This is a genomic window from Pontixanthobacter aestiaquae (genome assembly GCF_009827455.1).
In the GTDB taxonomy this organism is placed as follows: domain Bacteria; phylum Pseudomonadota; class Alphaproteobacteria; order Sphingomonadales; family Sphingomonadaceae; genus Pontixanthobacter; species Pontixanthobacter aestiaquae.
In genome coordinates this window covers 561,409-586,244 of sequence record NZ_WTYZ01000001.1, presented here as the reverse complement: position 1 = coordinate 586,244, position 24,836 = coordinate 561,409, and the positions used below count along the sequence as shown (strand labels likewise).

Genomic DNA, 24,836 nt, shown 5'->3' with positions numbered 1-24,836 from the left:
GATCATGGGCAAAGATACAGGATTTCTCGAACTCGACCGGCGCGATCGCGACTATATCGATCCGTCCGAACGCGTGCAGAACTACAAGGAATTTGTGGTTCAGCCCGAAGAGGCCGAGCTGAAAAGCCAGGCTTCGCGGTGCATGGATTGCGGCATTCCCTACTGCCATAATGGCTGTCCGGTAAACAACATCATCCCCGACTGGAATCACCTGGTGTATGAGGGCGATTGGAAGAACGCGCTGGAGGTGTTGCACTCCACCAACAACTTCCCCGAATTTACCGGCCGCGTCTGCCCCGCCCCGTGCGAGGCAAGTTGCACGCTCAACATCATCGACCAACCCGTTACGATCAAAAGCATTGAATGCGCCATCGTTGATCGCGGATGGGAAGAAGGCTGGATCAAGCCGCAGATCGCAGAAAAACAGACTGGCAAGGCTGTGGCAGTCATCGGTTCGGGCGCTGCGGGCCTCGCCTGTGCGCAGCAATTGGCGCGCACAGGCCATGCCGTCACTGTGTTCGAAAAGAGCGACCGGATCGGCGGGCTGCTGCGTTACGGCATTCCCGACTTCAAAATGGAAAAGCATCTGATCAATCGCCGCGGGGTGCAGATGGAAGCCGAAGGTGTGACGTTCAAAACCTCCGCCGAAGTGGGCGTGGAAGTCAGTTTCAAAGCGCTGCAAGAGAACTTCGATGCCGTCGTGCTGTCGGGCGGTGCAGAAGAACCACGGCTGCTCGATATTCCCGGTGCAGAACTGCCCGGTGTGCGCGCGGCAATGGAATTCCTGACGCAGCAGAACAAGCGCAATGCGGGCGACGATGAAGTACGCGCAGCCCCCCGCGGCACGCTGACCGCAACCGACAAGCATGTGATCGTAATTGGCGGCGGTGACACCGGGTCCGACTGCGTGGGTACATCCAACCGGCAAGGCGCGAAAAGCGTCACGCAGCTGGAAATCATGCCGCAACCGCCTGAGAAAGAGGACAAGGCGCTCACTTGGCCCGATTGGCCGATGAAAATGCGCACATCCTCCAGCCATGAAGAAGGCGCAGCGCGTGACTGGTCGGTTCTGGCCAAGCGTGTGATCGAGCAAGACGGCGATGTCGCCGGTCTCGAATGCGTGCGCGTCGAGTGGAAAGACCGCCAGATGGTCGAAGTCGAAGGCACCGAGTTTACTTTGCCCGCCGACCTGATTCTGCTGGCGATGGGCTTCACCGGCCCGCGCCGCAGAGGTTTGCTCGACCGGGCTGGCGTGGAATTGGACGGACGCGGCAATGTTGCTGCCGACACTAGTGATTACACGACCAGCGAAAAAAACGTGTTTGCATGCGGCGATATGCGGCGCGGGCAGTCGCTCATCGTATGGGCCATTCGCGAGGGCCGCCAATGCGCGCGCGCCGTTGACGAAGCACTGATGGGTGTGAGCGATCTTCCGCGCTGACACCGAAGCTGTTTGCGACACTTGTGACACGGCACCTACCAATGTCGCATTTCTCACATAGAATTGCTTTCCTTATATAAAATCCGGCATTAAGAGTGCTGGCATATCAATAATTCGGCGTAAGGGCGTGCGCCGTATGTTAGTAAGTAGTACGAGGGTTATAGCGACATTTTGCCAGCAATACCTCTCGAGATGTTGGGTTTATGACGAGTAACGCCGTTTCAATTTGTGGGGCCGACAAAAATTGGTCGCTTCGTAGCCTAGCAGTGCTCGGCGCATCTGGCCTGTGCTTTGCAGGGCCGCCAGCCTATGCGCAGGATATTGCGGATGCGGTAGTCGTGAACGGGCAAGATAGCGCCACTGCGACGATCCGGGTGACCAATCAACCTGCGGAGCCAGGCGAGGACGATGCGGCCCAGCCGCTCCGCCTACCGGCTGAAACGCCTACCGAGACCCCCCCCGAGCGCACCACCACCAGGCTGGTCTGGTCGCAATTCGCCGATGTCCCCGTATCCGGCAGCGCGCCAAGTACACTCCGTTATGGCGGCAAAGTGGACGCCTATGTCGATGTGAAAGGCAGCGCGATCGGGCTCGATGATAGCATCTCGCTTCATTTCCATCCCGAATTCAAATATGGTGAAAGCAGCAATGGCGAAATCGGGCTGATCCCGGAGAATACGCAATTGTTCTACCCCGGTGAGGGCGATGTCTTCGACCTCTCGGTGAATATCACAAAGCGCTGGAATAGCGGTACGACGCTGACTGTGGGCAAAGTCAATATCCTCGATTTGGCGGCGCGTATCCCTATTCAAGGTGGCGGCGGGCATGAAGGTTTTCAAAACCTCGCGACAGCATTACCGCCAAGCGCGATTGTGCCGGGGTCGATCACCGGCGCGGTGCTCAATGTCCCGACCGAGAAAGTGCTCTACCGGTTACTCGTGTTCGATCCCGAATTGCAATCGCGGCGCAGCGGGCTTGAAGACCCCTTCTCCAAAGGTATCGGCATGCTTGCCTCGGTGACGTTCCCTGTGAAAATTGGCGGAAAGCGCGGCTATTACGCGCTCAAGCTTGCGGCCTCATCACGCAGCGAACTGGCCGCCGAAGCACTACCGGCCGCTCTCATTCCGGCACCGGGCTCCAACTTTGGCAATCGTCAGGGCGAAGTCGCGGGCGTATTCGCCTTCCAGCAATATCTAACCGAAGACGCCGCCAACCCGGGCAATGGAATCGGCATTTTCGGGCAAGTTTATGTTTCCAACGGCAACCCGACGTTCCTTGATGCCAGCGGCTTTATCGGGATCAGCGGCAATCCAAAATCACGCCCGCAAGACCGCTTCGGCCTTACCTATTTTCGCTACTCGATCGCCAACGGGCTGGTCGATGCGCTTGGCAATCGGCTCGCCCTGCAGGACGAAGAAGGTATCGAGGCGTTCTATACATTCGGTTGGTCGAAGAATTTGCGCGTGACGGCCAATGTACAAGCGGTTGATTCCGCCGTCACGGTGCGCGATTTTGGAGTCACTGCGGGAATGCGGGTGACGGCGCTGTTTTAACAGAAGACATGAAGTACGGTTCCGATCAGAGTACCGGATCAACTTGCCTGAAAGCCATTTCCGGCATTCCCGCGAAAGCGGGAATCCAGCCTCGCCCAGCGCTAAGCCGTCGTATACTCCCGCTTCGCGGGGATAGCGAGTAACGGGAGGGCGTCCTGCTGGTAGGCTAGTCCTGATCCGATTTCCGTCCGTCGGCTCCAGCTACCGCGCCAGGAAACTCATACTCTGCGTCCGCCATGACATTGGCCAAATTCTGCGCTTGCCATGATGCTTCCCAAGTTACTGTCGGCAAGACTATTTTGTTATTTGGCCCGACCAACATTGGCTTAAGCCCATCAACCGCTTCGTTATCGGCTTTGGTGTGTATGTGAACTGATAGCCCGTCAAAATAGACGCGAAAAATGGGCAGCGGCTTTCCTGTATATTTACCTACCGTTACTGGCTGCTTCACTTCACTGATCGGGCCGTGATTATGAGACAGTCCCCGTGTAGATATTTGTGACAATGTGATAGGGAAAAAGTCATCTGGAAGGTTGGTATCACCATCGCGAACAGCGCGTCGCAGCCTGCGCGCATCAGACGACTTTAAAGTGATCTCTGAAAACTCCCTTCGGTCAGTAACTGCAGCCCGCCACAGCAAACTTAGAAAGAACAACCTCATCTTGGCTGCGTAATCGAAAGAGATTTGACGTATTCCATTCGGAGTGCCGGGAAACATATCCGCGTCCGATGTCGACAGCGCTTTCATCGGTCCCCAAGATTGCCAGACAAGCTTCAGTCGCCTTAATTCCTCAATCGCGCATGTATCGTAATCTGTAAGGATACCTTCTCCAGCTTGAGTGACGAGGGCAAGATCGTACCAGCTATCGAAGCGGCGAGATGGACGTTCTCTTTGCCCGAGCTGTGGAAACGCAATACCTCCTGCTCTTGGCAACGACAATGCGCGCGGGATTATATGTGATTTTACAAACGGGCCGCAATTACCCGTCAATTTGCAAGTGCCGACTTGACCCTTCTTTGTTTTCGCCACCTGAACCTTCTTTCATACTTCGGGGATTGATCCCGACCAATTACCTCCCAGCACAACCAATACACTGGCTGACCGACGGATCGTTGTTCAAACGTGCGGCAGCGATCTGCTCGCCGCAGGTCAAGCAATAGCCCCACTCGTGCTCCTCAATTCGCCTCAGTGCCGCTTTGATCCGACCTTTCTCCGCTTGACGGCGTTTTTCGGAGGCCAGCGCCATTGCCTGCTGCTGCATCGCATCCATCCGGCTTAGCCGCCCGACGCTGTCCTGCTGAAGAGTGACGGGGCCGCGCGATTCTTCGCTGATCCGGTCTTCCTCTTCCAATTGTGCAAGGCGCGATTGGAGTGCAGCGAGAGCGTCTTCCTCGGTCATGGGATTTTCCTACTCGAACGCGATCTGCTTTGTTCGCCAGATGACCCCAAGGCAATTACCGCACCGATCGCACAGACAGTCATGGCCACATGCTACACGATTTGGCCAAAGGTCACACATTGCAGCGGTGTAAGTAGATCAATCTGCTGATTTGAAAGAGAGTTTCCCGGAAGGCCACACTTATAATCAGTGCCGTTCGCGTTCCACTTCACCATTCGATCGCACCGCGACCGTGCTCTTCCAGAAACGCATTGGCCTGACTGAAGGGCTTCGAGCCGAAGAACCCGCGATAGGCAGAAAGCGGGCTGGGATGCACGCTTTTGAGGACCAAATGCCGGTCCGATTGCGTCCCCGAACTTGTAAGCGCCGGAATGCGCGCCGCCTTGCCCTGTGCATGGCTGCCCCACAGGATAAACACGCTGGGCTGCTCGCGCCCGGCCACGGCAGCAACCACCGCATCGGTGATTTCGCTCCAGCCCATCTTTGCATGGCTGCCGGCTTTATGCGCCTCCACCGTCAGCGAATTGTTGAGCAACAGCACACCCTGCCGCGCCCAATGTTCCAGATTGCCGTGGGCGGGCGGTGTCACGCCAAGATCATCGGCCAGTTCCTTGTAAATATTGCCCAGCGAGGGCGGCACTTTCACACCCTCCGGGACAGAGAACGACAAGCCATGCGCCTGCCCCGGTCCGTGATAGGGGTCCTGCCCGAGAATAACGACTTTGACTTGGTCGAGCGGCGTCAGTTCGAGCGCGCGCAGCCGTTGTCCGCGCGGCGGGAAGATCGGCTTACCTGCGGCTTCCTCGGCTTTCAGAAACCCGCCCAGCTTACGCGCCTCGGGCGTAGCCAGCACCGGCTCCAAAACCGGCTGCCAGCTTTCGGGAATACTCTCACTCGCCATCGAGACAGCTTAATGCTTGTGATGGATCGCCGCCAGCAAACCCTTCCCCTTAATCCCCAATCGGCCTAAAGGACGCGCATGGCAGTATATTTTCATGAAGAAGACCTCCCCGAAGGCGTGCTCGCACCCGGACCTGTGGCCGTCGATACCGAAACGATGGGCCTTGTCACCGCGCGTGACCGGCTCTGCGTTGTCCAGATCAGCGATGGTCAGGGCGACGAGCATCTGGTGCGTTTCAAAGTCGGCAGCACTTATGATGCGCCCAATCTGAAAGCGGTTCTGGCTGATCCGGAGCGGCTCAAACTGTATCATTTCGCGCGCTTCGATCTTGCAGCAATCGAATATTATCTCGGCGTCGAAGCCAGCCCGGTGTTCTGCACCAAAATCGCCAGCAAAATGACCCGTACCTATACCGACCGGCACGGCCTCAAAAACCTGGTGGTCGAATTGCTTGGCGGTGAAATCTCCAAGGCGCAGCAAAGCTCCGATTGGGGCGCGCCCGAAATCAACGAGGCGCAGCGTGATTACGCCGCGTCTGATGTGCGTTATCTGCACCGCCTGCATGACGTAATGGTCGAGCGTCTGGCACGCGAAGGCCGCACCGAAATGGCTCAGGCCTGCTTCGATTTTCTCCCCACACGCGCGCGGCTCGACATGGCGGGCTGGGCCGATCACGACATCTTCAGTCACGCGTCAGCTTAGCAAGGCTATTACCACCCGATGAGCACCCATAGGCGGATCGAAACGGCGGAAGCGAAAGAGCTGCGCAGCGCGCGGCAACATTTCGCTGTGCCCGGCGGTTCGCATGACAAGCTGGTCGGGTTTCTCGGCAAAGTCCTGCCCATGGGTGTTGGTGTGCTTGCTGCGCTGATGATTATCACCCCTCTGTCACCGCGCGGCGAAGTCAGCTTCCTGCTCGACCGCAACAAAGTCGCGATGATCGACGAGCGGCTCCGCGTCGAAAACGCGCTCTATCGCGGGAAGGATGATGAAGGCCGTCCGTTCTCGCTGACCGCGGGCGAAGCGGTACAAAGATCGGGCAACGAAGGCATTGTCCGGATGCAGGATCTGGTCGCGCGGCTATTGCTGCCCGAAGGCCCGGCGCGCGTCGGTGCAGAGGCCGGAAGCTATATGATTGACGACCGCCAGGTCGATTTCCCCGATGAAATCAACGTCACCGCTGCTGACGGTTATCGCATGGCTGCAAGCGGTGTCGCGCTCGACCTCCAAACGAAGAAACTGGTCGGTTCTGGCGGCGTATCGGGCGCGGTCCCGGCTGGCACGTTTTCCGCCGACCGGCTTGAAGTCGATCTGTCCGAGCGCATTGTCGCTCTTGACGGGAATGCCAAGCTCCGCATGGTGCCCGGCAAGCTGAGGATACCCTGATGAAAACCACATTTCGCAACTCTGCCAAATCGGCGCTGATCGGCTTTATGCTGACAGCTGCAGCCCTGGGCGGCATACAATTGCATGCACAGGCCATCGCCGCGCATAATTCCAACGCGCCGGTCGATTTCGATGCGGGCCGGATCGAGTTGCAGGACAAGCAAAACCGCGTTGCGCTCTCGGGCAGCGTTGTGGTGCGGCAGGCTGGTTTGACCGTCCGCTCCAACCGGATGCTGGTCAATTACAGCGATGCGGGCACGCTCCAGATCCAGCGGCTTACCGCGACCGGCGGCGTACAGGTCACACGCGGCAATGAAGCGGCGAGCGGCGATGTCGCAGTGTATGATTTCAACCGCCGGATTATCACCATGGCGGGCAATGTCCGCCTGCGCCGTGGCGGCGATACGCTCAGTGGCGGCCGCCTGGTGATTGATTTGCGCAGCGGTGTATCGAGCGTGGATGGACGCGCCAGCGGTTCGTCCTCGGTAACAGGTGAAACAACGACTGACAGCAATACAGGGCGGGTGTCAGGCACGTTCTCGGTGCCGGAGAATTGAGCTAGCGGCCTATTATCGGCGCGGCGCCGCCGCGCGCGCGATCTCGGTCAGACCTTGCGATAGAAGCAGATCAGCCGACTGACTGTTTGACAGCAAGGCCCGGTGCATTTCGAGCAGCTTGCTGAGCAACCGATCCAGCTTTTTTCCGCGCCAGCGCCGCAGTTGCACGGACAAGTCACGCTCGTCCTTCCAGAAAATGCGCCGCGCACGTTTTTCCGATTGGATCACACCGTTAATGTCACCCCGCGGTCCAATCTTCGCCGACAGACTGGCCAGTTGAGCCGCGCGACGCTCGAACGCCAGCAGCAGGCCGACCGGATTGATCGCCAACTCGCGCACCCGCACCAGCTCGGCCTGTAGCTTATTGGTCTCGCCCGAGAGGACCGCATTGACCACCGGCATAAAGCCGTCATCCTCGGTCTTCGCGCCGATTGCGTCCAGCACCGCAACATCGACATTGCGCGGCGATTCGGGAGAGGCATCGAGATAGAGCGCAATCTTCTCGATCTCGGACTGCGCCAGCCGTACATCGAGACCAGCGCCCCGCGCGATGCGCTCGGCGATATCGCCATTGAGCTGCAAGCCCGCCGTGTCCGCCATTGTCCGCACCGAACCGGCGACCGAACCCAAATCGGGCGGCCAGAACATCGCCACCAGCGCATCATCGCGCTTCTCGAGCAGCTTGGCGGTCCGCGATTTGTCGGTGGCCGAAGTTGCAACGATCAGGACCGGGCAAGCATCGCCTGTGCCGAGCAAATGATTGCCTACCGCATCCAGCGCTTCATCACCGCTTGCGCGCACCACAATATGTTTGGAATCGCCGAAAAGTGACCCGGCGCGCGCTTCATCACCGAGCAAGATCGGGTCTTTACGCAAAGTCGCGCCAGCCATCTCCATCCGCTCACCCGGATCATCGAGCATCGAAATAATCGTCTGCGCCGCCGCGCTGGCACCAGCCTCGTCCGGACCGCAAAAATAGAATACTGAACACTCATTCGCGGCTCGGCGGGCCAGCGAGCCGAAATCCTTCTGGGTCGCCTTCATGAGTTTTCCGTCACCGCCGCATACTCAGGATGCGGCGCGCAATGTCAGCGCGACCTGCGTTACGATCCGGTCGGCGATTTCGCGAGAGAGATTTTCCAGCGCCGTCTGCTCCGCTGCGATGGTCGCATATTCGCTTGAGACCACATCGATACCGGCATCCGAACCAGCTGTCCCGTCGAGCAAAATATTGCCATCAGCCAGATCGACCAATTGATAGCGCGCACGCAGAATCCGGCGTTCGCGGCCAATTGTGTCATCGCCCAATACGCCCAGCCCTTCGAGCCGGTCATCCAGGCGTATTTCCAAACGATATTTGGTTTCACCGTCCTTCACGATACCGAGCCGGTCACGCAGAGTATTGCGCACCAGCCATCCGGCTTGGCCAGCGATCGGCGCGACTTCGACCGAGCCAAGCCCCTGCGCCACCGCGCCCTGACTGCCGCCCGCATACATCGGTTTCAAACCGCCGCATGCGGAGAGCGATACGAGCATCGCGAGAGTGAGCGCTGCACGAATCATGTGACGATATTGACCAATCTGTCGGGCACTACGATCACTTTGCGAACCTCCGCTCCATCAAGCGAACGCTGGACCTTCTCGCTCGCGAGTGCAAGCGCTTCCATCTGCTCCTTGGGCAATCCCTTGGCCACGGTCAGCGTGTCGCGTAGCTTGCCTTTGTGCTGGATCGCGATGGTCACTTCATCATCGACCAGCAATGCTTCATCGACTTCGGGCCATTCGGCTTCGGCAATCAACCCCTCGCCGCCCATCTGCTCCCACGCTTCTTCAGCGAGGTGCGGCATCATCGGAGATGCGAGCAACAGGATGGTGCGGATCGCCTCATTGCGCGTCGCCGATGGCCCGGCCTTCTCGGTCGCACCGGTCAGCTCATAGAGCCGCGCGACAGCTTTGTTGAACGAAAGCGCTTCGATGTCGTCAGCAACTGCGGCGATGGTCTGGTGCGTCTTGCGAGCGAGCGCTTTGTCTTCGCCCGAAGCACCCGCATCGAACTGGCCAAACAAACGCCACAGCCGGTGGACGAACCGCGAGCAGCCTTCGATCCCCGCTTCTGACCACGGCAAATCGCGCTCTGGCGGACTGTCGCTGAGCATAAACCAGCGTACTGCGTCGGCCCCGTAGGTCTCGATAATATCATCGGGATCGACGACATTCTTCTTCGACTTGGACATCTTGATAACGCGGCCGATATCGACCGGATTCCCGTCAGACTTCAGAACCGCACTCTCACCGCCGCGCTCAACTTCCGACGGTGTGAAATAGACCTCACGACCACTGTCTTGGCGCGAATAGGTTTCATGCGTCACCATGCCCTGCGTAAACAGGCTGGCGAAAGGCTCGCCGAAGTCGATCTGGCCCATATGCTTCAGCGCGCGGGTCCAGAAACGGGCATAGAGCAAGTGGAGGATCGCATGTTCGATCCCGCCAATATATTGCTCGACCGGCAGCCATTTGGCGACTTCTTCGGCATCGAATGGTCTGTCCACAGGCTGGCTCGCAAAGCGCAGAAAATACCAGCTGGAATTGGTGAATGTGTCGAGCGTATCGGTCTCACGCTCGGCCTTACCGCCGCATTTCGGGCAATCGACATGTTTCCATGTTGGGTGACGCCCAAGCGGATTGCCGGGTTCCTTGAAATCAATATCCTCAGGGAGCTCAATCGGCAGGCTCTCTTTGGGCGCGGGCACCACACCGCAAGCATCACAATGGATAAACGGGATCGGCGTGCCCCAATAGCGCTGGCGCGATACGCCCCAATCCCGCAGCCGCCACACAGTCTGGCCTTCGCCCCATTTTCCGGCCTCGGCGCGCGTGATGATAGCCGCCTTGGCATCATCGACGCTCATGCCGTTTAGGAAATCGGAGTTCACCAGTACGCCATCGCCAGATTCTGCTTCACTCAGCGGCGCATCGGCATCCGCACCCTCGGGCGCAACTACACGCAGGATCGGCAGGCCATATTTGGTCGAGAATTCAAAGTCGCGCTGATCGTGGCCGGGCACGCCCATCACCGCGCCGGTGCCGTAATCCATCAGCACGAAGTTCGCGATATAGACCGGCAGGTCGCCGCCCGTGATGGGATGGATCGCCTTGATGCCCGTGTCGAAGCCCAACTTCTCAGCGGTTTCCAGCTCAGCAGCTGTGGTTCCGCCAGCCTTGCACTTTTCGATAAATGCCTGAGCGTCGGAATTACTCTCAGCGACACCTTGGGCAATCGGGTGATCGGCAGCGACAGCCACAAAGCTCGCCCCAAAGATCGTGTCGGGGCGGGTCGAATAGACCTCCACTTCCTGCCCATCACTAAGGTCGAACTTGAATTGTAGACCCTGCGATTTACCGATCCAGTTTTCCTGCATCAGTCGGACTTTGTCTGGCCAATCCTTGAGCTCGCCCAAACCGTCCAGCAAATCGTCAGCAAAATCGGTGATCTTGAGGAACCACTGGTTGAGCTTGCGCTTTTCAACCTCTGCGCCGCTGCGCCAGCCTTTGCCGTCGATCACCTGCTCATTGGCGAGCACGGTGTTGTCGACCGGGTCCCAATTGACTTCGCTTTCCTTGCGGTAGACGAGGCCCGCGTTGAACATATCGATGAACAGCGCTTGCTCATGCCCGTAATATTCGGGATCGCAGGTGGCGAATTCGCGGTTCCAATCGAGCGCAAAGCCGATGCGCTTCAACTGCGCTTTCATGTTGGCGATATTGTCGCGCGTCCAGCCGCCCGGGTGCACGCCCTTTTCCATCGCCGCATTCTCGGCTGGCATACCGAAAGCGTCCCAGCCCATAGGGTGGAGCACCTCGTGCCCGCGCATTTTCTTATAACGCGCCAGCACGTCGCCCATCGTGTAATTGCGGACATGGCCGATATGGATGCGCCCGCTGGGATAAGGGAACATCTCCAGCACGTAACTCTTGGGCTTATCGCTGTTGCTGTCTGCCTCGAAACAGCGCGCTTCATCCCATGCGCGTTGCCAGCGCCCGTCCGCTACTGACGGATCGAAACGTTTCTCGGTCATAGATTTCCCGTCCGGCTCAAACGAGCCGCGTGTTTAGCTTTTAAAGGATTTCCGGCGAAGATCGCGAGCTTTGGTCAGAATGATGTCTTCCAGCTTCTGCACAGTCGCAGCCTGCACCGGAGCATCGACCCAGCCGCCGCCCTGGGCAACCTGACGGCTTGCCGCGACGCGCAACGCGTCAGCGCGCAGATCCTGATCGAGAATGGTTACCGTGACTTTCACACGCTCACCCGGGTTGGTCGGGTTCGCATACCAGTCGGTGACAATGACGCCGCCCGCGCTATCCGCCTGCAGCAGCGGCGCAAAAGCAACCGTATCAAGCGCCGCGCGCCACAGGTAGGAGTTCACCCCGATTGTGGTCAGCTGTGAAGCAGCCAGATCGGCAGATGGGCGCTCTCGCCCTCCACATGCAGCGAGGCTGCCTAGCGCAGCTGTGACGAGCAGCATGCGTGAAAAACGGGAAGCGAAGAGTGGGTGTGCGCTCATGGTGATTTCACAGTGTCCTATTAACGGCGTTAGGGCCTCTATAACCCGCCAACACGGCGCGGCAAGACATAGCAGGCAATTTCGCCGCTTGCGCCTTGCCACACAAACAGATCGGAAGTGATCCCGCTGGCGGCGGCACAAAGCGGGTTCGGGCGTGAATAACGGCTTAATCCGCGGTAATTTTGTGGGACTCGTGCAACACTGTCCCAGAACTTGGATATGGCGCTGTGGAAAAGCTGGTCATTTCTCCGGGCCGATGTAACGTATGATTGCTCTGATTCGAAAGCGTAACGATTAGGGCGCATATGAGAGTCAGGAAATATTCAGGCCCGATACGGTCTGATATGGAGAGGAAAGTAGGCAGGAACAGTGGCAAAGCCAGCTAACATGGCACGGATAGGCAAGATTGGGGCGGCGCTTGGCGCTGCCGCGGCTGTTGCTCTCGCTGTGCCAAGTACTGGTTTGGCCCTTGGTGGTACCGAGTCAGTGACGGCCAATGTATCCAAAGCCGGATTCGCGCCATTCACTCCTTCTACTGTTGATCCCAAATTGGCCCGCCGTGTTGCTGAAAGCATCCGAGCGAAAGGTCTTGATCTGCGCTTCACTCCTGCGGGAACGGCTTCCATCCGCGATAAGACCGTAACGGTGGCCGTACGTGTCGATGATCAAACCGCGCGCGTTATCTCTGTGCGCTCTTCTGCCAAAATTGCGCAATCGCAAAATAGCGCGAGCAGCATTGCAATCACACCGACGCGTTATAATCTGGGCATCGCCCGCGGTTATCAAACCTTTGCCAAAGCGCCTAAGCTGACTGCTGAAATGCCAGCAGGTGTTCGTACAATCGAGATGCCCGATCTGGCTGATTACAAGCCGGTCGAAAGCACTGCGCCTGATAAGCCCAGCCGTTTCAAGCCCCGCATCGCGCTTGAAAACAACAGCAGTCTCGGCCGTGCTCCGCGCACTCTGGAAGGTCAGGGCGAACAGATGGTCGACCTTGGCGGCGCCTATCGCGTGACCAAGAATCTGGATGTGACCGCCGGCGTCCGTCTGTCGCAAGACCGTGACCGGATCGCTCCGCTGACTGACAATGTTCAGGACAATCAGGCAGTTTACGTTGGAACCCAGTTCCGCTTCTAAGGCCTGCTGCGCGGCTGCAGCGCTGCAAGAATTCGATTTCAATGACGTGATCAACCCTGCTTTTGCAGGGTTTTTTATTGTGTTAGCCGCAGGCTCACCTATGGCATGACGTTACGGAACAGGCGGATAGCGCCACTGGTAATCCAAGGGGAAAAGAGGTGAGTGAAATGGCACGTGTGGCAATCGTAACCGGCGGAACCCGCGGCATTGGGCGGGCAATCTGCGAAAATTTGCGCGATAGCGGCTTCACTGTTGCGGCGAATTATGGCGGTAACGACCAGAAGGCGCAGGAATTCACTGCGGAAACCGGTATTAAGGCGTATAAATGGGATGTCGGCGACCACGAAGCCTCACTCGCAGGATGCGCGCAAGTCGGTGAAGACCTCGGGCCGATAGATGCGGTGGTCAACAATGCGGGTATCACGCGCGACGGCACCCTGCACAAAATGAGCTATGAAGATTGGCACGAAGTGATGCGCGTCAATCTGGGCGGGTGCTTCAACATGGCCAAAGCATGCTTCCCGGGCATGCGCGAACGCAAATGGGGCCGGATCGTCAATATCGGATCAATCAACGGTCAGGCTGGTCAATACGGCCAGGTAAACTACGCCGCCGCCAAATCAGGAATCCACGGCTTTACCAAAGCGCTCGCGCAGGAAGGCGCGAAATTCGGCGTTACGGTCAATGCGATTGCGCCCGGCTATATCGACACCGATATGGTCGCCGCAGTGCCTGAGCCGGTCCTTGAAAAGATCGTCGCCAAGATTCCTGTCGGCCGCCTTGGCCAAGCGAGCGAAATCGCCCGCGCGGTCGGTTTCTTCTGCTCCGAGGAAGCAGGATTCGTCACCGGCTCCACCATGAGCGTCAATGGCGGCCAGCATATGTATTGATGGGGACACCGGCTTACGTGCCCCCACATTACCGATTTGCTCTAATAATCGACCTTCTCTGCTCGCTCACGCAGGCGTTCCGCCAAAGGCGGAAGGTCGGTTGTTGTCTTATCCGCAATCACAGCTTTTGCTTCAATAATTGCCGCATCGGCGGATTTGTCGCCCGCAGCCACTTCGCCCGCGAGATTCATTAGCGGCATATAGAGTTGGTCGGGCTCACCCTTTTGAGTGAGCGCAAATGGCCTACCTGCCGCTTCCATGCCGGTCCAGATATCGCGAACACCGGCCCAATAATCTGCGGTTTTTGCCCAATATTCATCGCCTATTTCGGTCGGGAACGCGTCGCTTTTGACGTAAGTGTTTACGCCGACTTCGCGCACCAGAACGCGCGCCTCGCCATCCAGCGCGAGCTTGGAATTGTCCTGCTCATGCACCCAGCCATCGGGGGTGATCGCATGGCGGTTCATCGCCACGACCGCGTGGTAATCATCGCGCTTCGTCATGTCGCGACGCGGAAGCGGACGCCATTCTGCGGGCGGGACCCATTCGGACATGCCGTTTTCGTGGCTCCAGTATCCCACAGCGCCATAACGCGGGGAATCATCCACCTGATAGACCGCCTGCGACCAGCTGCCGGCGCTGTCTTCTTCACTCACGTCGCGCATTTCCCATGCATTCCCGCCGATAAAGTTCAGCACCTTGTTGGGCTGATATTGCCAATCCTGCCGCCAATGTTTGATCGGCATCTTCTGCTCGCCGCCAACCACAAGGATGTGCTGGAGGCTGATAAAGTCGCCGCGATCCTCAATCACGCGGACGATTTCATAGCCGCCGGAAAGATACGGATCTTTGGGTTCATAGCCTTTCGTGAAAGCGACCGTTTCGGTGAATTTGAACTGGACTTTGTAGTCGCCGGCCATGGCGAGAATGGCGGCGCGGTCCTGTTCGAATTTCTGCTGTTCGGCGCTGTGTACGGTTTCTGGGCTGTGCGTCACCGCCTGGGCGTAAACCGGGGGCCCAGCCAGACTGGTTGCGCAAAGCGCGGCGGCAAATGTTGCTGTGAGATATTTCATTTGATGTTCCTCCTGGTCAGGGATGCGGGTCAGAGATGTGGAGTCAAAATTGCAGGCTGAGCGAAACGCTGGCGTTACGGCCCGGCTGGGTGAAAGCATCTGTGATGGTCGATGTCGTGGTCAGCCCGCGCACATCGCTCCAATATGCGTATTTCCTGTCGGTGATATTGAAGATGCCGGCGCGAACCGTCAGATGGTCGCCGATGCGGTAGAATGCTGTGGCATCGAAAATGGCGAATTCGCTTGGGCGGAAGCAGGTGCCATTGCAGACACCCACCGCATCATTCGCGGGCTTACGGGCATTATACGTGGTGATCAGCTCTCCGCCGAATGCACTGTCAGGATCACGATATCCGACACCAAACACGACATTGAGCGGATCGATGGTGGACAAAGCCGATGCCGGCGCACCGGGCGAGCGAACTTCGCCATCAGCAAGAGCCAAAGCGAAACGTGCGCGGAAGCCATTGTCGGCTTGGTAAGAGGCCTTCGCCTCGACCCCTTCGACTTTTACGCTGTCGAGATTGACGAACTGGAATACGCTTGGGTCGAACGGCGTACCGGTTCCGCTAACCACTTCCTGACTAATGAAATTGTCATAGTCGGCGGCAAAGCCCGTTAGCGTGATATTGACCGTATCGGTTGTGTAGCGGACACCAAGCTCGAAGGTCTCACTCGTTTCCGGCTCAAGATCCGGGTTCGGCGCAGAGGTGTAGCCGAATGCCAGGTTTTCGAAGAAATTATTGACCTGGCTGGGCGTGGGCGCGCGGAAGCCCTGCGCATAATTACCGAACAAACGGATATTGTCGCCCAGCTTGGCAACAGCACCGACTTTGGGCGACCAGCGCGAGCCGCTTTGTCCCGTTTCATTGAAATTCGGCAGCAGCGGATCGTCGGTGGGGTCGAGATCGTAAAAATCATAGCGGATCGCCGGATAGAGCGTGAATGCACCATCACTGATCTCGATAGCGTCGCCGATAAACACACCGCCCAGAGTGAAATCGGTGACCGGAAAGGCACGCGCAGGAAACACTTCGCCAAATGGCGGTTCCACACCGTCACGAAGACCTTCCTGTGTGGTCCAGCTTACATCACCTCCAAGCGATAGCGTATGCGAGATGCCACCAGTATCGAAGCTGGAGCGGAAGTCAGCTGTTGCGCCATAAACTTCATTGTTGAACGTATTGAGGCGTTCGCGATCCGGACGAGGCCGCGTACCCGTTGGTGAACGGTCTTCATCGGCAAATTGGACATCATTCCCGTCTTGCCAATAGCCCGCAACATGCGCGTAATCGAGGAAGCCTGCTCCCGCCATATCCGCTTGCCATGTCCAGTCGATGGAGGCGCGTTTCCGTTCGGTAGTGTCGGTTGCAGTCAAGCTGTCGACGATCCAGCTCGGGGTCGGGCCGAACAGGAACACGGGACCACGGCCTGACAGCACATCGGAAAAGACCTCGCGCTCCAAATATTCGCCAGTCAGACGGAGGCGGTGATTGCCGCTTGTCCACAGCAGCTTACCGAGAAAGGCATTGGAAAATCCGTCCTGCGGGTTGGGCGCAGTTCGCGTAGGCCCTTCGACATCGACAGTCCCCTGATTGTCCAATTCCTGGAAATCGCGCCGTGAATAGGCCAGCATTCCGGAGAGGTTGCCGGTCATACCCGCAACGGCGATAGTTTCAGCGAACTCGCTGTCGGCAGAACTGTATTGGGCGCGGGCAAAACCGCCTAAGTTTGCCCCCGGTTCGATCAGATCTTCGGGATCGGATGTGGTGAAACTGATGGCGCCTGACAGGCCGTCGCTGCCATAGAAGGCAGATGCCGGGCCGCGCAGGATTTCGACCGATTTGATCAAACCGACATCGGTGGCATTGCCGCGGCCCACGTCTTGCGCGCCGAAGCTGAAGCCTTGTGGCGAGCGGATTCCATCCACTTGAATCAGCACGCGGTTACCGCCGATGCCGCGAATGTTGAAATCCTCATTTCCCGCGCGGCCAGTTGTGCCGAGCGCGGCACCAAACCGAGCCGGGGCACGGCGAACCGTTACCCCCGGCTCGAAACGGACCAGATCACGAATATCGGTGGCAAGCTCATCCGCGATCTGTTCGGAATCGATAACGGTGACCGTAGCCGGGGCATCGGCAATGGTTACCGGTGCGCGTGTCGCCGTGACCGTTATCGTATCTTGGTCATTCGGCTGCTCTTCAGCATCTTCCGCTTTGTCGGCAGCGAAAGCTGCCTGCGATGCCAATAGGGCGAGAGTGCTGACGGCAAGAGCGGCGGGCCGCAGACTACATGGATTTATCAAAGCTCATTCCTCCTCCGACTCGGTGCTATTGCGAGTCAGTTGCATTATCAATTAGTCTTATGCCTAAACTTGTCAACTCGCATCATGCGCGGCTCAGGGAATAGGCTGGGCCGGGGCGGGTGAGGCGAAACGCGGCCGACCCCGAGCTCAAATTATGCGGGTGCTTTCCTACATATGCGCGCCGCGCTATTCTCGGCGAAGCTCTTTCAAATCGTGAAACCAGATGCACCAGAACCCCGCCACCGACGCGGGGTTTTGCCGTTTTGGGCGGCTCCTATGGAGTTAGTTGAAGACGCCGCGCCGAATGTACTTTATCAACTTGCGTGAAATGCAACCCGCTCGCTACCATCCACCCGTCAAACGCTCGGTACAGATCGCGGGCCACAAGACTTCGATCAGTCTGGAGCCGCTGTTCTGGGATATGCTGAAAGAGGCCGCCGCCACGGACGGCCTGCCGATCAATGCTGTGGTCGCACGGATCGATGCCGAACGAATCAAATCCGAGACGCCGCCGGGTCTTGCCAGTGCAGTTCGCATATGGCTGGTCGCTCGTAGATTCGGTGCCAATTCCATTATGAATGGTGATAATACAAAAATTTAGCCGGTTCATTTTCTCTGTCCGTTTTGTACTATCTGCCAGACCGTATTCCTCGCATTATTATTACGAAGCTTGATAATTACTTTTTGTTTTTATCGATGCTCAGTATTGGGGGTATAGGACATGCAGTTTCCAAAGTTTCTCAAGAATGTGAAGGGTTGGGCTTTGGCCATGGCTCTCAGCAGCTTCGTCGCGGTATCGGCCTGCACGCCCGGTGCGAGTGACGATACCGAAACATTGGCGGCGAGTGCGGTAGATTGCCCCAACCGGCTTGGTTGGTCCGAAAATCTTCCGACTTACTTCGCGCCCGATGCGAAATTGCCGACCAGCTTTAGCGATACGGCTGTCGATTGCGATTTTCATGAATGGTCGTGGGAAGCCTTCGCGTGGGCAACGGCGGAGATCGACGGAACCCCGCGCTTTATGACAATGGCAACATTGGATGCACTGACGTCGGACGCCAACCCTTCGGGCGATATGCTGCGCTTGGGCGCACATTCCAACAAGCCGCATGCGATGCCCACGGGCGAGAATGCCGGCGCTATTACCGAAGCTGATGGCAATATGTTGGTCGGCGGCAATGGCTACCCGGTTTACGCCTCGGTCCATATGAACGATTCCTATTTGAAGACCGCCAAAGCCAATATGGTCGAAGGCGGTGCCTATGCCGCCAATGCTGGCAAGGATATTGGCGCTGGCGAAGAGTGCGGCGGCACCGGCAATGCATATTATTTCAATTGCGGTTCGGCAGTGTTCAAAGCGACGTGGTATCGCCTTGCCGATGGCGAGGCTGCACCGGCAGGCGCATACACCACGCAGGCCCAAGTCCCTGTTCTTGCGAATGATTGCACCGGCAGCACGTGCATCGCCAAATCGAGCGGCACGTTCACAACCGTTACCGTCGCGCTCGTTGGCCTGCATGTTGTCGCGTATATTGAGAACCACCCCGAGATGGTCTGGGCCACATTCGAGCATGTGCGCAACTCACCGTCGGTACCCGATGGCACCTTTGCCTATGGCGATCAAAGCGTGGATGAAGACTATACTTTCTACGATGCAGGTACGCCGTTCACTAAGGGCAAGATTTTGGTCAAGAATGACAGCGCTGCAGTGCTGATATTCGACGAAGCATCGCAAACCTTCTCGCCGGTGACGCAAGTGGTCCAGATGAACCGCACCGGCGGCGAGAACCAGGAGAATGGCCCCGCCAATATCGCGGCTGTGAATACGGCATCAATGACGGAATTTGCGAACCAGAATTCGCCTTTCAAGGACTATTTCTTGGTCGGGACTGTGTGGTTTAAACCAAACGTCTACACCGCTGACAATGCCAACATCCAGAACAAGAACTTCAACTGGAAAGGGATTGCACAGGGTAGCGAGGCGTTAGCGAACATGACCGCAGAAACCTTTATGCAAGTGCCAGGCAAAGGCGATCAGCTCAATTGCTTCACTTGCCACAACCCGACATCGTACAGCTTTGAGACCGGATCAACCGAACCGATGCGCAGAGTTGCTATCAGTCACGCGCTCGGCGTTGGATCTGAGTTTGAAGCGAAGAACACGATCCCAGTCGAAGACGGGAGCAGCGCGGCGGAATAACATAACGGGCGGGAGCGTGTGTGCTTCCGCCCTGCTTATTCGTCGCCCACACGCTCGATATCGGCACCGACCAAAGCGAGCTTTTCTTCCAACCGCTCATAGCCGCGATCAAGGTGATAGAGACGGCGGACCTGCGTTTCGCCCTCTGCAGCAAGGCCGGCAATCACCAGACTCATCGAAGCGCGCAAATCGGTTGCCATGACTTCTGCACCGGTCAGCGTTTTGACACCCGTCACCACCGCTTTGCGGCCATCGGTTTCGATATCCGCGCTCATACGGTTGAGTTCCGGGACATGCATAAATCGGTTTTCGAAAATCGTCTCGGTCAGCACGCTGGTTCCCTCCGCCTTGCACAGCAGCGCCATCAATTGCGCCTGCATATCGGTGGCGAGACCCGGATAGGGTGCGGTGGTAAGATTCGTTGCCTTCAGCGGACCATTGGCAGCAATCTTCACGCCATCCTTCACCGCTTCATACTCAACACCGATGGCTTCGAGCGCTTTCAGCGTCGCCATCATCTCGTCCGCGTTCGCGCCTTCGAGGGTAACTTCACCGCCGGTAATTGCCGCCGCGCAAGCATAGGAGCCCGCTTCGATCCGGTCAGCCATCACTTTATACGTTGCGCCGTTGAGCTTCTTGACGCCATGGACTGTTAGATCGGATGTTCCGACCCCTTCGATTTCTGCTCCCATCGCCACCAGAAGATTGCACAAATCGACAATTTCCGGTTCGCGCGCGGCATTGCTGAAGCGGCTGGTGCCATTTGCCAACGCCGCGGTCATCAGAGCGTTTTCCGTCGCACCGACCGACACTACAGGGAAGTCAAAATCACCACCTGGCAACCCGCCATCAGGAGCATGTGCCCGGACATAACCCGCAGCCAATTCGATCTCGCCGCCTATCGCTTCGATCGCTTTGAGATGCAGATCGATAGGACGGTTACCGATGGCACAGCCACCGGGCATCGACACAGTTGCTTCACCAGCCCGCGCCAGCATCGGACCAAGCACCAGGATTGACGCGCGCATTTTGCGAACCAGATCATACGGAGCGACGGTCGAAGTCAGACGCGCCGCTTCATACGTCACCATCCGGCCAAAGTCCTCGGGCCGGTTGCCGCGAATACTGGTCGAGACTCCGAACTGGGTCATCAGATGCTGGAACCCATCAATGTCAGCAAGGCGCGGCAAATTGCGCAGCGTAAGCGGCTCTTCAGTCAGCAAAGCACAGGGTATCAAAGTCAGCGCCGCGTTTTTCGCGCCGGAAATCGGAATAGTGCCGGAGAGGCGTTTGCCGCCTTGTATAATTATCTTGTCCATTCTCGCGGTTTACCGAGAATGGTGGCGGGAGCAAGGCCATGATTGCCCGCAGCATAGCTATCCCGGTTGACGGCACGAAGACCGGCCCCCTATCCCGATCCCCATGACCCAACACAAACCACTTCACCGGCCCATCAAAAAAGCCGTTTTCCCCGTGGCGGGACTCGGCACCCGTTTCCTGCCCGCGACGAAGGCGATCCCGAAGGAATTGCTCCCCATCGTTGATCGCCCGTTGATCCAATATGCGGTGGATGAAGCACGTGAGGCGGGGATCGAACAGATCATCTTCGTCACTGGACGCGGTAAAACCGCCATCGTCGAGCATTTCGATATCGCCTACGAACTCGAATCCACCATGGGCGAACGCGGCAAGGACATGACGGTGCTTGACGCAACCCGCGCGACACCCGGCGATATCATTACGGTCCGCCAGCAAGTCCCGCTTGGTCTGGGTCATGCGATCTGGTGCGCGCGGGCTATCGTAGGCGATGAGCCATTCGCGATCCTGCTGCCGGACGAACTGATGGTCGCCCAGCAAGGTGGCGGGACAGGCTGCATGAAGCAGATGGTCGAGGCCTATAATGAAGTCGGCGGCAATCTGATCAGCGTGCTCGAAGTCCCCCATGAAGAAGTGAGCAGCTACGGCGTAATCGACCCGGGCGCGGCGAATGGCGCGCTGACCGAAGTGAAAGGATTGGTCGAAAAGCCGCCCGTTGATCAGGCGCCATCGAACAAAATCGTTTCAGGCCGCTACATCCTCCAGCCCGAAGTTATGCGTACTCTTGAAAATCAGGAGAAAGGCGCGGGCGGAGAAATCCAATTGACCGACGCCATGGCCAAGATGATCGGCACCCAGCCGTTCAACGCGGTGACGTTCGCGGGCCGCCGCTTCGATTGTGGCAGCAAGCTCGGCTTTGTCGAAGCGACCTTGGCACTGGCCCTCGAGCGTGAGGACATGGGCGAGCAAGTCCGTACGATGGCGCAAAGACTGCTTTGCTAGAGTGACAAAGGTGACACCGTGTCACTTTCGGATCACGAGACTTATATGCTGAATCAAAACGATAATCAGCTTGGCCTGCCCCCCGGACGGACAGGGGATCGCGGGGCTTTTCGGCAAACTATGCTGTGATGAAGAGATCTACTATGGGAAAGAGCGAACCATGAGATAGCAAGCGATAGGCGTGTAGGAAAATGTCACGTGTTAGGGCAGGATGCGGACATTGGAGCGCCACGCTCCGCGGCAACTATTTTAGTCGGAGAATGAGCTCCGTTGGCGCAATCCGTCGACTCGAAATATTGCTGACCATGTTCGCGAGTTTCTTTGGGAAGTCAGCTCCCATGAGAATATGCAATCCGATTACTGGCAAGCCATTGGCTTTACTGCGTCGCTCTTGCGCGGCGAAAAATTCAAGAGCTGTCGTCGTCTTATCTCGGCTTGAAACTTCGGCAAACCCCGCTCGAGTCGCCGCTTCTCGATATGTTTGAAGATCGACGAGAAAGGAGCTTTTTCTGACGCTTGCCCATGGAACCGGAAATGAAATGGGTTCATCTCCAACTTTCATGATGTCGTAAATTGCAAATAGGCCGTTGGGACGCAGAACGCGTGCGGCCTCCCGCATAAGTGCCGGCTTATCGCGTATGTTCATGCCAACATGAAACATCAAGGCAGCATCGAAACTGTCATTATCGAAAGGTAGATTAAGTGCGCTTGCAGTTTGGAAGTCAGTCGCGTCACCCATGCCGACCAACTTGCTTAAGGCTATCGCTGTAGAGGTATATTCTGGCGTTAAGTCTACGCCAGTAACGTGCGCCTCTGTTTCTCCTGCAACGAAACGGGCGGTGCCACCGATACCGGAACCAATATCAAGAACCTTCATATCTGCTTTTAGCGCAAGCTGATCGATTAATGCGGTCGTTGCTGAAATTCCGCCAACGTGAAATTCGTCAACTAACTTCAAATCATTTGCCGTGGCGGAAGTGGGCGAAATCCCAATGTCATCGAGCGCTTCGAGAATTTTCTGATACAGGCCACTCTTACTGTAATGTGCAGATACTTCAGCTTCGAGTTTCATCTGGATCGCTGTACGGTCGGCGCTACGGTAACACAAGCTTGGCAACGGCCTGACAACCTCGTTGATCGAACCGCTCACACATGTCCGCAATTGGGCCGCTTGCGGACATACGGCAACCCTGTCGCGCGAAGACGCCCACCAGTGCAACTCCGCTTTCGCACGAATAATGGAACGAGGCATGGCAACGATGTAAGAAGCCAAAAAGCGGGCGCCACGCCGATTGACGTAGCGCCCAGGTTATTATTTGCTCTTGCGATTAGGCTCCAGCGCCGCCTTTATCGCCTGACGGTTTCGGCTTTTGCGCTACCTTTTTCGGGGCAGCTCTCTCCTCAGCCTCAACCACCTGCTTCTGCACATCCTCGATCACATCGGCGATCGATGACGCGCTTTCAGCGACTGCCGGGCCTTTCACCAGTCCGTTGAGCGACGAACCGTCGAGGCCCAGCTCCTGCATCAGCCCGTCCAGGACCGGTGCCTGCGCACGGTAGGACAGAGCCGCCGACACTGCGTCGGTGGCGAGATTGCCCGATCCGCCGCCGGTTCCAGCTGTACCGGCAGAACCGCCGCCGCCATTGTTGGTAAGCCCGTCGACCTGAACGATCTTGATCGAGTCGATGGCTTCCATCGGTTTTGCGCTTTCCCTGATGACATCCGGCAGCACTTTGAGAAGCGCGAGTTTGGTCTGCAGGCTGATCTGGTCCATCGACAGGATGTTGGCCGCTTCGTTGATCGCTTGCTGACCGGCCGCCTCGACTTCGAACCGGATGCGCGAAGCTTCTGCGCGGAGTTTTTCCGCTTCAGCTTCACCGCTAGCCTCCAGACGGATCGCTTCCGCCCGGTTGGAGGCAGCATCCTTCTCGGCTTCGGCCTCGACCTTGATCTTGATCGCATCGCGCTCGGCAATTTTCGCCGCTTCGATCAGCTCGATCCGCTTGTCACGGTCGGCAATCTCGGTTTCACGAGCGGTCAGAACCCCTTCTTCTGCTGCAACTGCGGTAGCACGGGCCGCGTCGGCTTCGGCTTTGGCCTGGCTTTCCTCACGCGATTTGTTCTGAACGGCGATCTGCTGTTCCTGACGCGCGATTTCGAGCGCGCGAACCTGATCGATCCGGGCTTCTTCAACGGTCCGGTCGGCCTCGATCTGCTGGGCATCGACTTCTTTCTTCGCGGTAATCCGGGCAGCTTCCGCTTCGCGGTTGCGCTCGGCCTGTTCGCGGGCGACTTCGGAAGCCTGCTTGGCGCGGCGCATTTCAACCTCGCGCTCCTGTTCAAGCCGGGCAAATTCATTATCACGCCCGATTTCGAAACTTGCCTTGTCCGCTTCGAGGTTCTTGGTTTCCATCTGGACACGCGTGTCCTGCTCGATATCGTTACGCGCTTTCTTGCGCAGCTCGATCTGCTCGGTCAGCTTGGTCAAACCTTCGGCGTCAAACGCGTTATTGGCGTTGAAATGCTCAATGCTGGTTTGGTCGAGACCGGTCAGCGAAACCGATTCCAGTTCCAACCCGTTCATCGCCAGATCGTTCTGCGAGACTTGCTGCACCTTTTGGACGAAGTCGGCGCGCTGTTCGTGCAATTCGTTCATGGACATACCTGCCGCGACCGAACGCAGCGCATCGACAAACTTACCTTCGACCAGATCTTTCAGCGCTTCCGGGTTCATTGTCCGCAGGCCCAATGTCTGCGCAGCCATCGCGATGGCCTCCGCATCAGGGCGCACGCGAACGTAGAACTCGGCCTTCACGTCGATCCGCAACCGGTCGAGCGTGATCAGCGCGTCGGCATTGTTGCGTTCAACCGCGAGCCGCACCGTGTTCATATTAACCGGCATCGTTTCGTGCAGGACCGGCAGCACCAATGCGCCGCCATTCATGACCACCTTCTCTCCGCCGAAACCCGTCCGGACGAAGCCGATTTCCTTGGTTGCGCGGCGGTACAAACGTGTAACCGTGAAACCGATCACCAATAAGAAGGCAAAGCCTGCTCCAACCCAAATTCCGATGCTCGCCAAATTCTCCATATACTTCCCTCTTTCAAATG

22 protein-coding genes are annotated in these 24,836 nt (G+C 57.6%); 10 read left to right on the top strand and 12 right to left on the bottom strand.

The genetic code is table 11. The features are described from left to right. Positions 1–4 precede the first annotated feature (4 nt). The gene (locus GRI35_RS02710; protein ID WP_160612654.1) at positions 5–1,441 is read left to right on the top strand and encodes a glutamate synthase subunit beta; all 1,437 of its coding nucleotides are present in this window, start codon (positions 5–7) and stop codon (positions 1,439–1,441) included. Between the two features lie 203 nt (positions 1,442–1,644). Then, positions 1,645–2,994, top strand: coding sequence for a carbohydrate porin (locus tag GRI35_RS02705; protein WP_160612652.1), 1,350 nt, complete (start codon positions 1,645–1,647; stop codon positions 2,992–2,994). 166 nt (positions 2,995–3,160) lie between these two features. On the opposite strand, the gene GRI35_RS02700 is transcribed toward GRI35_RS02705, so the two are convergent. The 3 genes from GRI35_RS02700 to ung form a co-directional block, all read right to left on the bottom strand. Next, positions 3,161–4,024 (bottom strand): hypothetical protein, encoded by an 864-nt coding sequence (locus GRI35_RS02700; protein ID WP_160612650.1) that lies wholly within the window; start codon positions 4,022–4,024, stop codon positions 3,161–3,163. Positions 4,025–4,064: 40 nt separating this feature from the next. Continuing rightward, positions 4,065–4,394, bottom strand: coding sequence for a TraR/DksA family transcriptional regulator (locus tag GRI35_RS02695; protein ID WP_160612648.1), 330 nt, complete (start codon positions 4,392–4,394; stop codon positions 4,065–4,067). Between the two features lie 208 nt (positions 4,395–4,602). After that, positions 4,603–5,295 (bottom strand): uracil-DNA glycosylase, encoded by a 693-nt coding sequence (gene ung, locus GRI35_RS02690; RefSeq protein WP_160612646.1) that lies wholly within the window; start codon positions 5,293–5,295, stop codon positions 4,603–4,605. Positions 5,296–5,373: 78 nt separating this feature from the next. On the opposite strand from ung, the gene GRI35_RS02685 reads away from it, so the two are divergent. The 3 genes from GRI35_RS02685 to GRI35_RS02675 are packed head-to-tail and all read left to right on the top strand — an operon-like array spanning position 5,374 to position 7,238. After that, positions 5,374–5,997 carry a ribonuclease D gene (locus GRI35_RS02685; RefSeq protein ID WP_160612644.1) on the top strand — a complete coding sequence of 208 codons (624 nt, stop codon included), beginning with the start codon at positions 5,374–5,376 and terminating at the stop codon, positions 5,995–5,997. Positions 5,998–6,015: 18 nt separating this feature from the next. Continuing rightward, complete coding sequence (lptC, locus tag GRI35_RS02680; protein WP_160612642.1) at positions 6,016–6,681, top strand: LPS export ABC transporter periplasmic protein LptC; 666 nt, start codon at positions 6,016–6,018, stop codon at positions 6,679–6,681. After that, on the top strand, positions 6,681–7,238 hold the full coding sequence (locus GRI35_RS02675; RefSeq protein ID WP_160612640.1) for an LptA/OstA family protein: 558 nt from the start codon (positions 6,681–6,683) through the stop codon (positions 7,236–7,238). Before lptC ends, GRI35_RS02675 begins: the two co-directional genes overlap by 1 nt. 12 nt (positions 7,239–7,250) lie before the next feature. Here GRI35_RS02675 and holA read toward each other — a convergent pair whose 3' ends face one another. From holA to GRI35_RS02655, 4 genes are read right to left on the bottom strand one after another with little or no spacing between them, the layout of a single operon-like run. Then, positions 7,251–8,282, bottom strand: a complete 1,032-nt coding sequence (holA, locus tag GRI35_RS02670) for a DNA polymerase III subunit delta (protein WP_160612638.1) — start codon at positions 8,280–8,282, stop codon at positions 7,251–7,253. Positions 8,283–8,306: 24 nt separating this feature from the next. Further along, complete coding sequence (lptE, locus tag GRI35_RS02665; protein WP_160612636.1) at positions 8,307–8,801, bottom strand: LPS assembly lipoprotein LptE; 495 nt, start codon at positions 8,799–8,801, stop codon at positions 8,307–8,309. Then, positions 8,798–11,314 (bottom strand): leucine--tRNA ligase, encoded by a 2,517-nt coding sequence (gene leuS, locus GRI35_RS02660; RefSeq protein WP_160612634.1) that lies wholly within the window; start codon positions 11,312–11,314, stop codon positions 8,798–8,800. The genes lptE and leuS overlap by 4 nt, the downstream gene beginning before the upstream one ends. Positions 11,315–11,347: 33 nt before the next feature. After that, on the bottom strand, positions 11,348–11,800 hold the full coding sequence (locus GRI35_RS02655; protein ID WP_202390489.1) for a DUF3576 domain-containing protein: 453 nt from the start codon (positions 11,798–11,800) through the stop codon (positions 11,348–11,350). A gap of 369 nt (positions 11,801–12,169) precedes the next feature. On the opposite strand from GRI35_RS02655, the gene GRI35_RS02650 reads away from it, so the two are divergent. Both GRI35_RS02650 and phbB read left to right on the top strand, forming a co-directional pair. After that, a complete protein-coding gene (locus GRI35_RS02650; RefSeq protein ID WP_290258956.1) occupies positions 12,170–12,937 on the top strand; it encodes a hypothetical protein in 768 nt (255 codons plus the stop codon). A 167-nt stretch (positions 12,938–13,104) separates the two neighbouring features. Further along, positions 13,105–13,827: an acetoacetyl-CoA reductase gene (gene phbB / locus GRI35_RS02645; protein WP_160612630.1), complete on the top strand. Its 723-nt coding sequence runs from the start codon at positions 13,105–13,107 to the stop codon at positions 13,825–13,827. A gap of 41 nt (positions 13,828–13,868) precedes the next feature. Here phbB and GRI35_RS02640 read toward each other — a convergent pair whose 3' ends face one another. Then, a complete protein-coding gene (locus tag GRI35_RS02640) occupies positions 13,869–14,900 on the bottom strand; it encodes a DUF6607 family protein (protein WP_160612629.1) in 1,032 nt (343 codons plus the stop codon). 43 nt (positions 14,901–14,943) lie between these two features. Beyond that, the gene (locus GRI35_RS02635) at positions 14,944–17,205 is read right to left on the bottom strand and encodes a TonB-dependent hemoglobin/transferrin/lactoferrin family receptor (RefSeq protein WP_235900110.1); all 2,262 of its coding nucleotides are present in this window, start codon (positions 17,203–17,205) and stop codon (positions 14,944–14,946) included. A gap of 328 nt (positions 17,206–17,533) precedes the next feature. On the opposite strand from GRI35_RS02635, the gene GRI35_RS02630 reads away from it, so the two are divergent. Then, a complete protein-coding gene (locus tag GRI35_RS02630) occupies positions 17,534–17,806 on the top strand; it encodes a ribbon-helix-helix domain-containing protein (RefSeq protein ID WP_202390582.1) in 273 nt (90 codons plus the stop codon). A 120-nt stretch (positions 17,807–17,926) separates the two neighbouring features. Beyond that, the gene (locus GRI35_RS02625; RefSeq protein ID WP_160612627.1) at positions 17,927–19,405 is read left to right on the top strand and encodes a hypothetical protein; all 1,479 of its coding nucleotides are present in this window, start codon (positions 17,927–17,929) and stop codon (positions 19,403–19,405) included. A gap of 35 nt (positions 19,406–19,440) precedes the next feature. Here GRI35_RS02625 and murA read toward each other — a convergent pair whose 3' ends face one another. Continuing rightward, positions 19,441–20,724 carry a UDP-N-acetylglucosamine 1-carboxyvinyltransferase gene (gene murA, locus GRI35_RS02620; RefSeq protein ID WP_160612625.1) on the bottom strand — a complete coding sequence of 428 codons (1,284 nt, stop codon included), beginning with the start codon at positions 20,722–20,724 and terminating at the stop codon, positions 19,441–19,443. Positions 20,725–20,827: 103 nt separating this feature from the next. On the opposite strand from murA, the gene galU reads away from it, so the two are divergent. After that, the gene (galU, locus tag GRI35_RS02615; protein ID WP_160612623.1) at positions 20,828–21,724 is read left to right on the top strand and encodes a UTP--glucose-1-phosphate uridylyltransferase GalU; all 897 of its coding nucleotides are present in this window, start codon (positions 20,828–20,830) and stop codon (positions 21,722–21,724) included. Positions 21,725–21,968: 244 nt separating this feature from the next. Here galU and GRI35_RS02610 read toward each other — a convergent pair whose 3' ends face one another. Both GRI35_RS02610 and GRI35_RS02605 read right to left on the bottom strand, forming a co-directional pair. After that, on the bottom strand, positions 21,969–22,874 hold the full coding sequence (locus GRI35_RS02610) for a class I SAM-dependent methyltransferase (RefSeq protein ID WP_160612622.1): 906 nt from the start codon (positions 22,872–22,874) through the stop codon (positions 21,969–21,971). Between the two features lie 178 nt (positions 22,875–23,052). After that, entirely contained in the window at positions 23,053–24,816 is a 1,764-nt protein-coding gene (locus GRI35_RS02605) for a flotillin family protein (RefSeq protein WP_160612620.1), read from the bottom strand. Positions 24,817–24,836: the final 20 nt, after the last annotated feature.

Excerpts from the sequence above, each read along its gene's own strand:
- GRI35_RS02685 (WP_160612644.1), top strand. The coding sequence starts at position 5,374 with ATGGCAGTATATTTTCATGAAGAAGACCTCCCCGAAGGCGTGCTCGCA.
- galU (WP_160612623.1), top strand. The coding sequence starts at position 20,828 with ATGACCCAACACAAACCACTTCACCGGCCCATCAAAAAAGCCGTTTTC.
- holA (WP_160612638.1), bottom strand. The coding sequence starts at position 8,282 with ATGAAGGCGACCCAGAAGGATTTCGGCTCGCTGGCCCGCCGAGCCGCG.
- GRI35_RS02640 (WP_160612629.1), bottom strand. The coding sequence starts at position 14,900 with ATGAAATATCTCACAGCAACATTTGCCGCCGCGCTTTGCGCAACCAGT.
- GRI35_RS02655 (WP_202390489.1), bottom strand. The coding sequence starts at position 11,800 with ATGAGCGCACACCCACTCTTCGCTTCCCGTTTTTCACGCATGCTGCTC.
- lptE (WP_160612636.1), bottom strand. The coding sequence starts at position 8,801 with ATGATTCGTGCAGCGCTCACTCTCGCGATGCTCGTATCGCTCTCCGCA.
- murA (WP_160612625.1), bottom strand. The coding sequence starts at position 20,724 with ATGGACAAGATAATTATACAAGGCGGCAAACGCCTCTCCGGCACTATT.
- GRI35_RS02675 (WP_160612640.1), top strand. The coding sequence starts at position 6,681 with ATGAAAACCACATTTCGCAACTCTGCCAAATCGGCGCTGATCGGCTTT.
- ung (WP_160612646.1), bottom strand. The coding sequence starts at position 5,295 with ATGGCGAGTGAGAGTATTCCCGAAAGCTGGCAGCCGGTTTTGGAGCCG.
- lptC (WP_160612642.1), top strand. The coding sequence starts at position 6,016 with ATGAGCACCCATAGGCGGATCGAAACGGCGGAAGCGAAAGAGCTGCGC.
- leuS (WP_160612634.1), bottom strand. The coding sequence starts at position 11,314 with ATGACCGAGAAACGTTTCGATCCGTCAGTAGCGGACGGGCGCTGGCAA.
- GRI35_RS02705 (WP_160612652.1), top strand. The coding sequence starts at position 1,645 with ATGACGAGTAACGCCGTTTCAATTTGTGGGGCCGACAAAAATTGGTCG.
- GRI35_RS02695 (WP_160612648.1), bottom strand. The coding sequence starts at position 4,394 with ATGACCGAGGAAGACGCTCTCGCTGCACTCCAATCGCGCCTTGCACAA.
- GRI35_RS02710 (WP_160612654.1), top strand. The coding sequence starts at position 5 with ATGGGCAAAGATACAGGATTTCTCGAACTCGACCGGCGCGATCGCGAC.
- GRI35_RS02605 (WP_160612620.1), bottom strand. The coding sequence starts at position 24,816 with ATGGAGAATTTGGCGAGCATCGGAATTTGGGTTGGAGCAGGCTTTGCC.
- GRI35_RS02630 (WP_202390582.1), top strand. The coding sequence starts at position 17,534 with ATGCAACCCGCTCGCTACCATCCACCCGTCAAACGCTCGGTACAGATC.
- phbB (WP_160612630.1), top strand. The coding sequence starts at position 13,105 with ATGGCACGTGTGGCAATCGTAACCGGCGGAACCCGCGGCATTGGGCGG.
- GRI35_RS02625 (WP_160612627.1), top strand. The coding sequence starts at position 17,927 with ATGCAGTTTCCAAAGTTTCTCAAGAATGTGAAGGGTTGGGCTTTGGCC.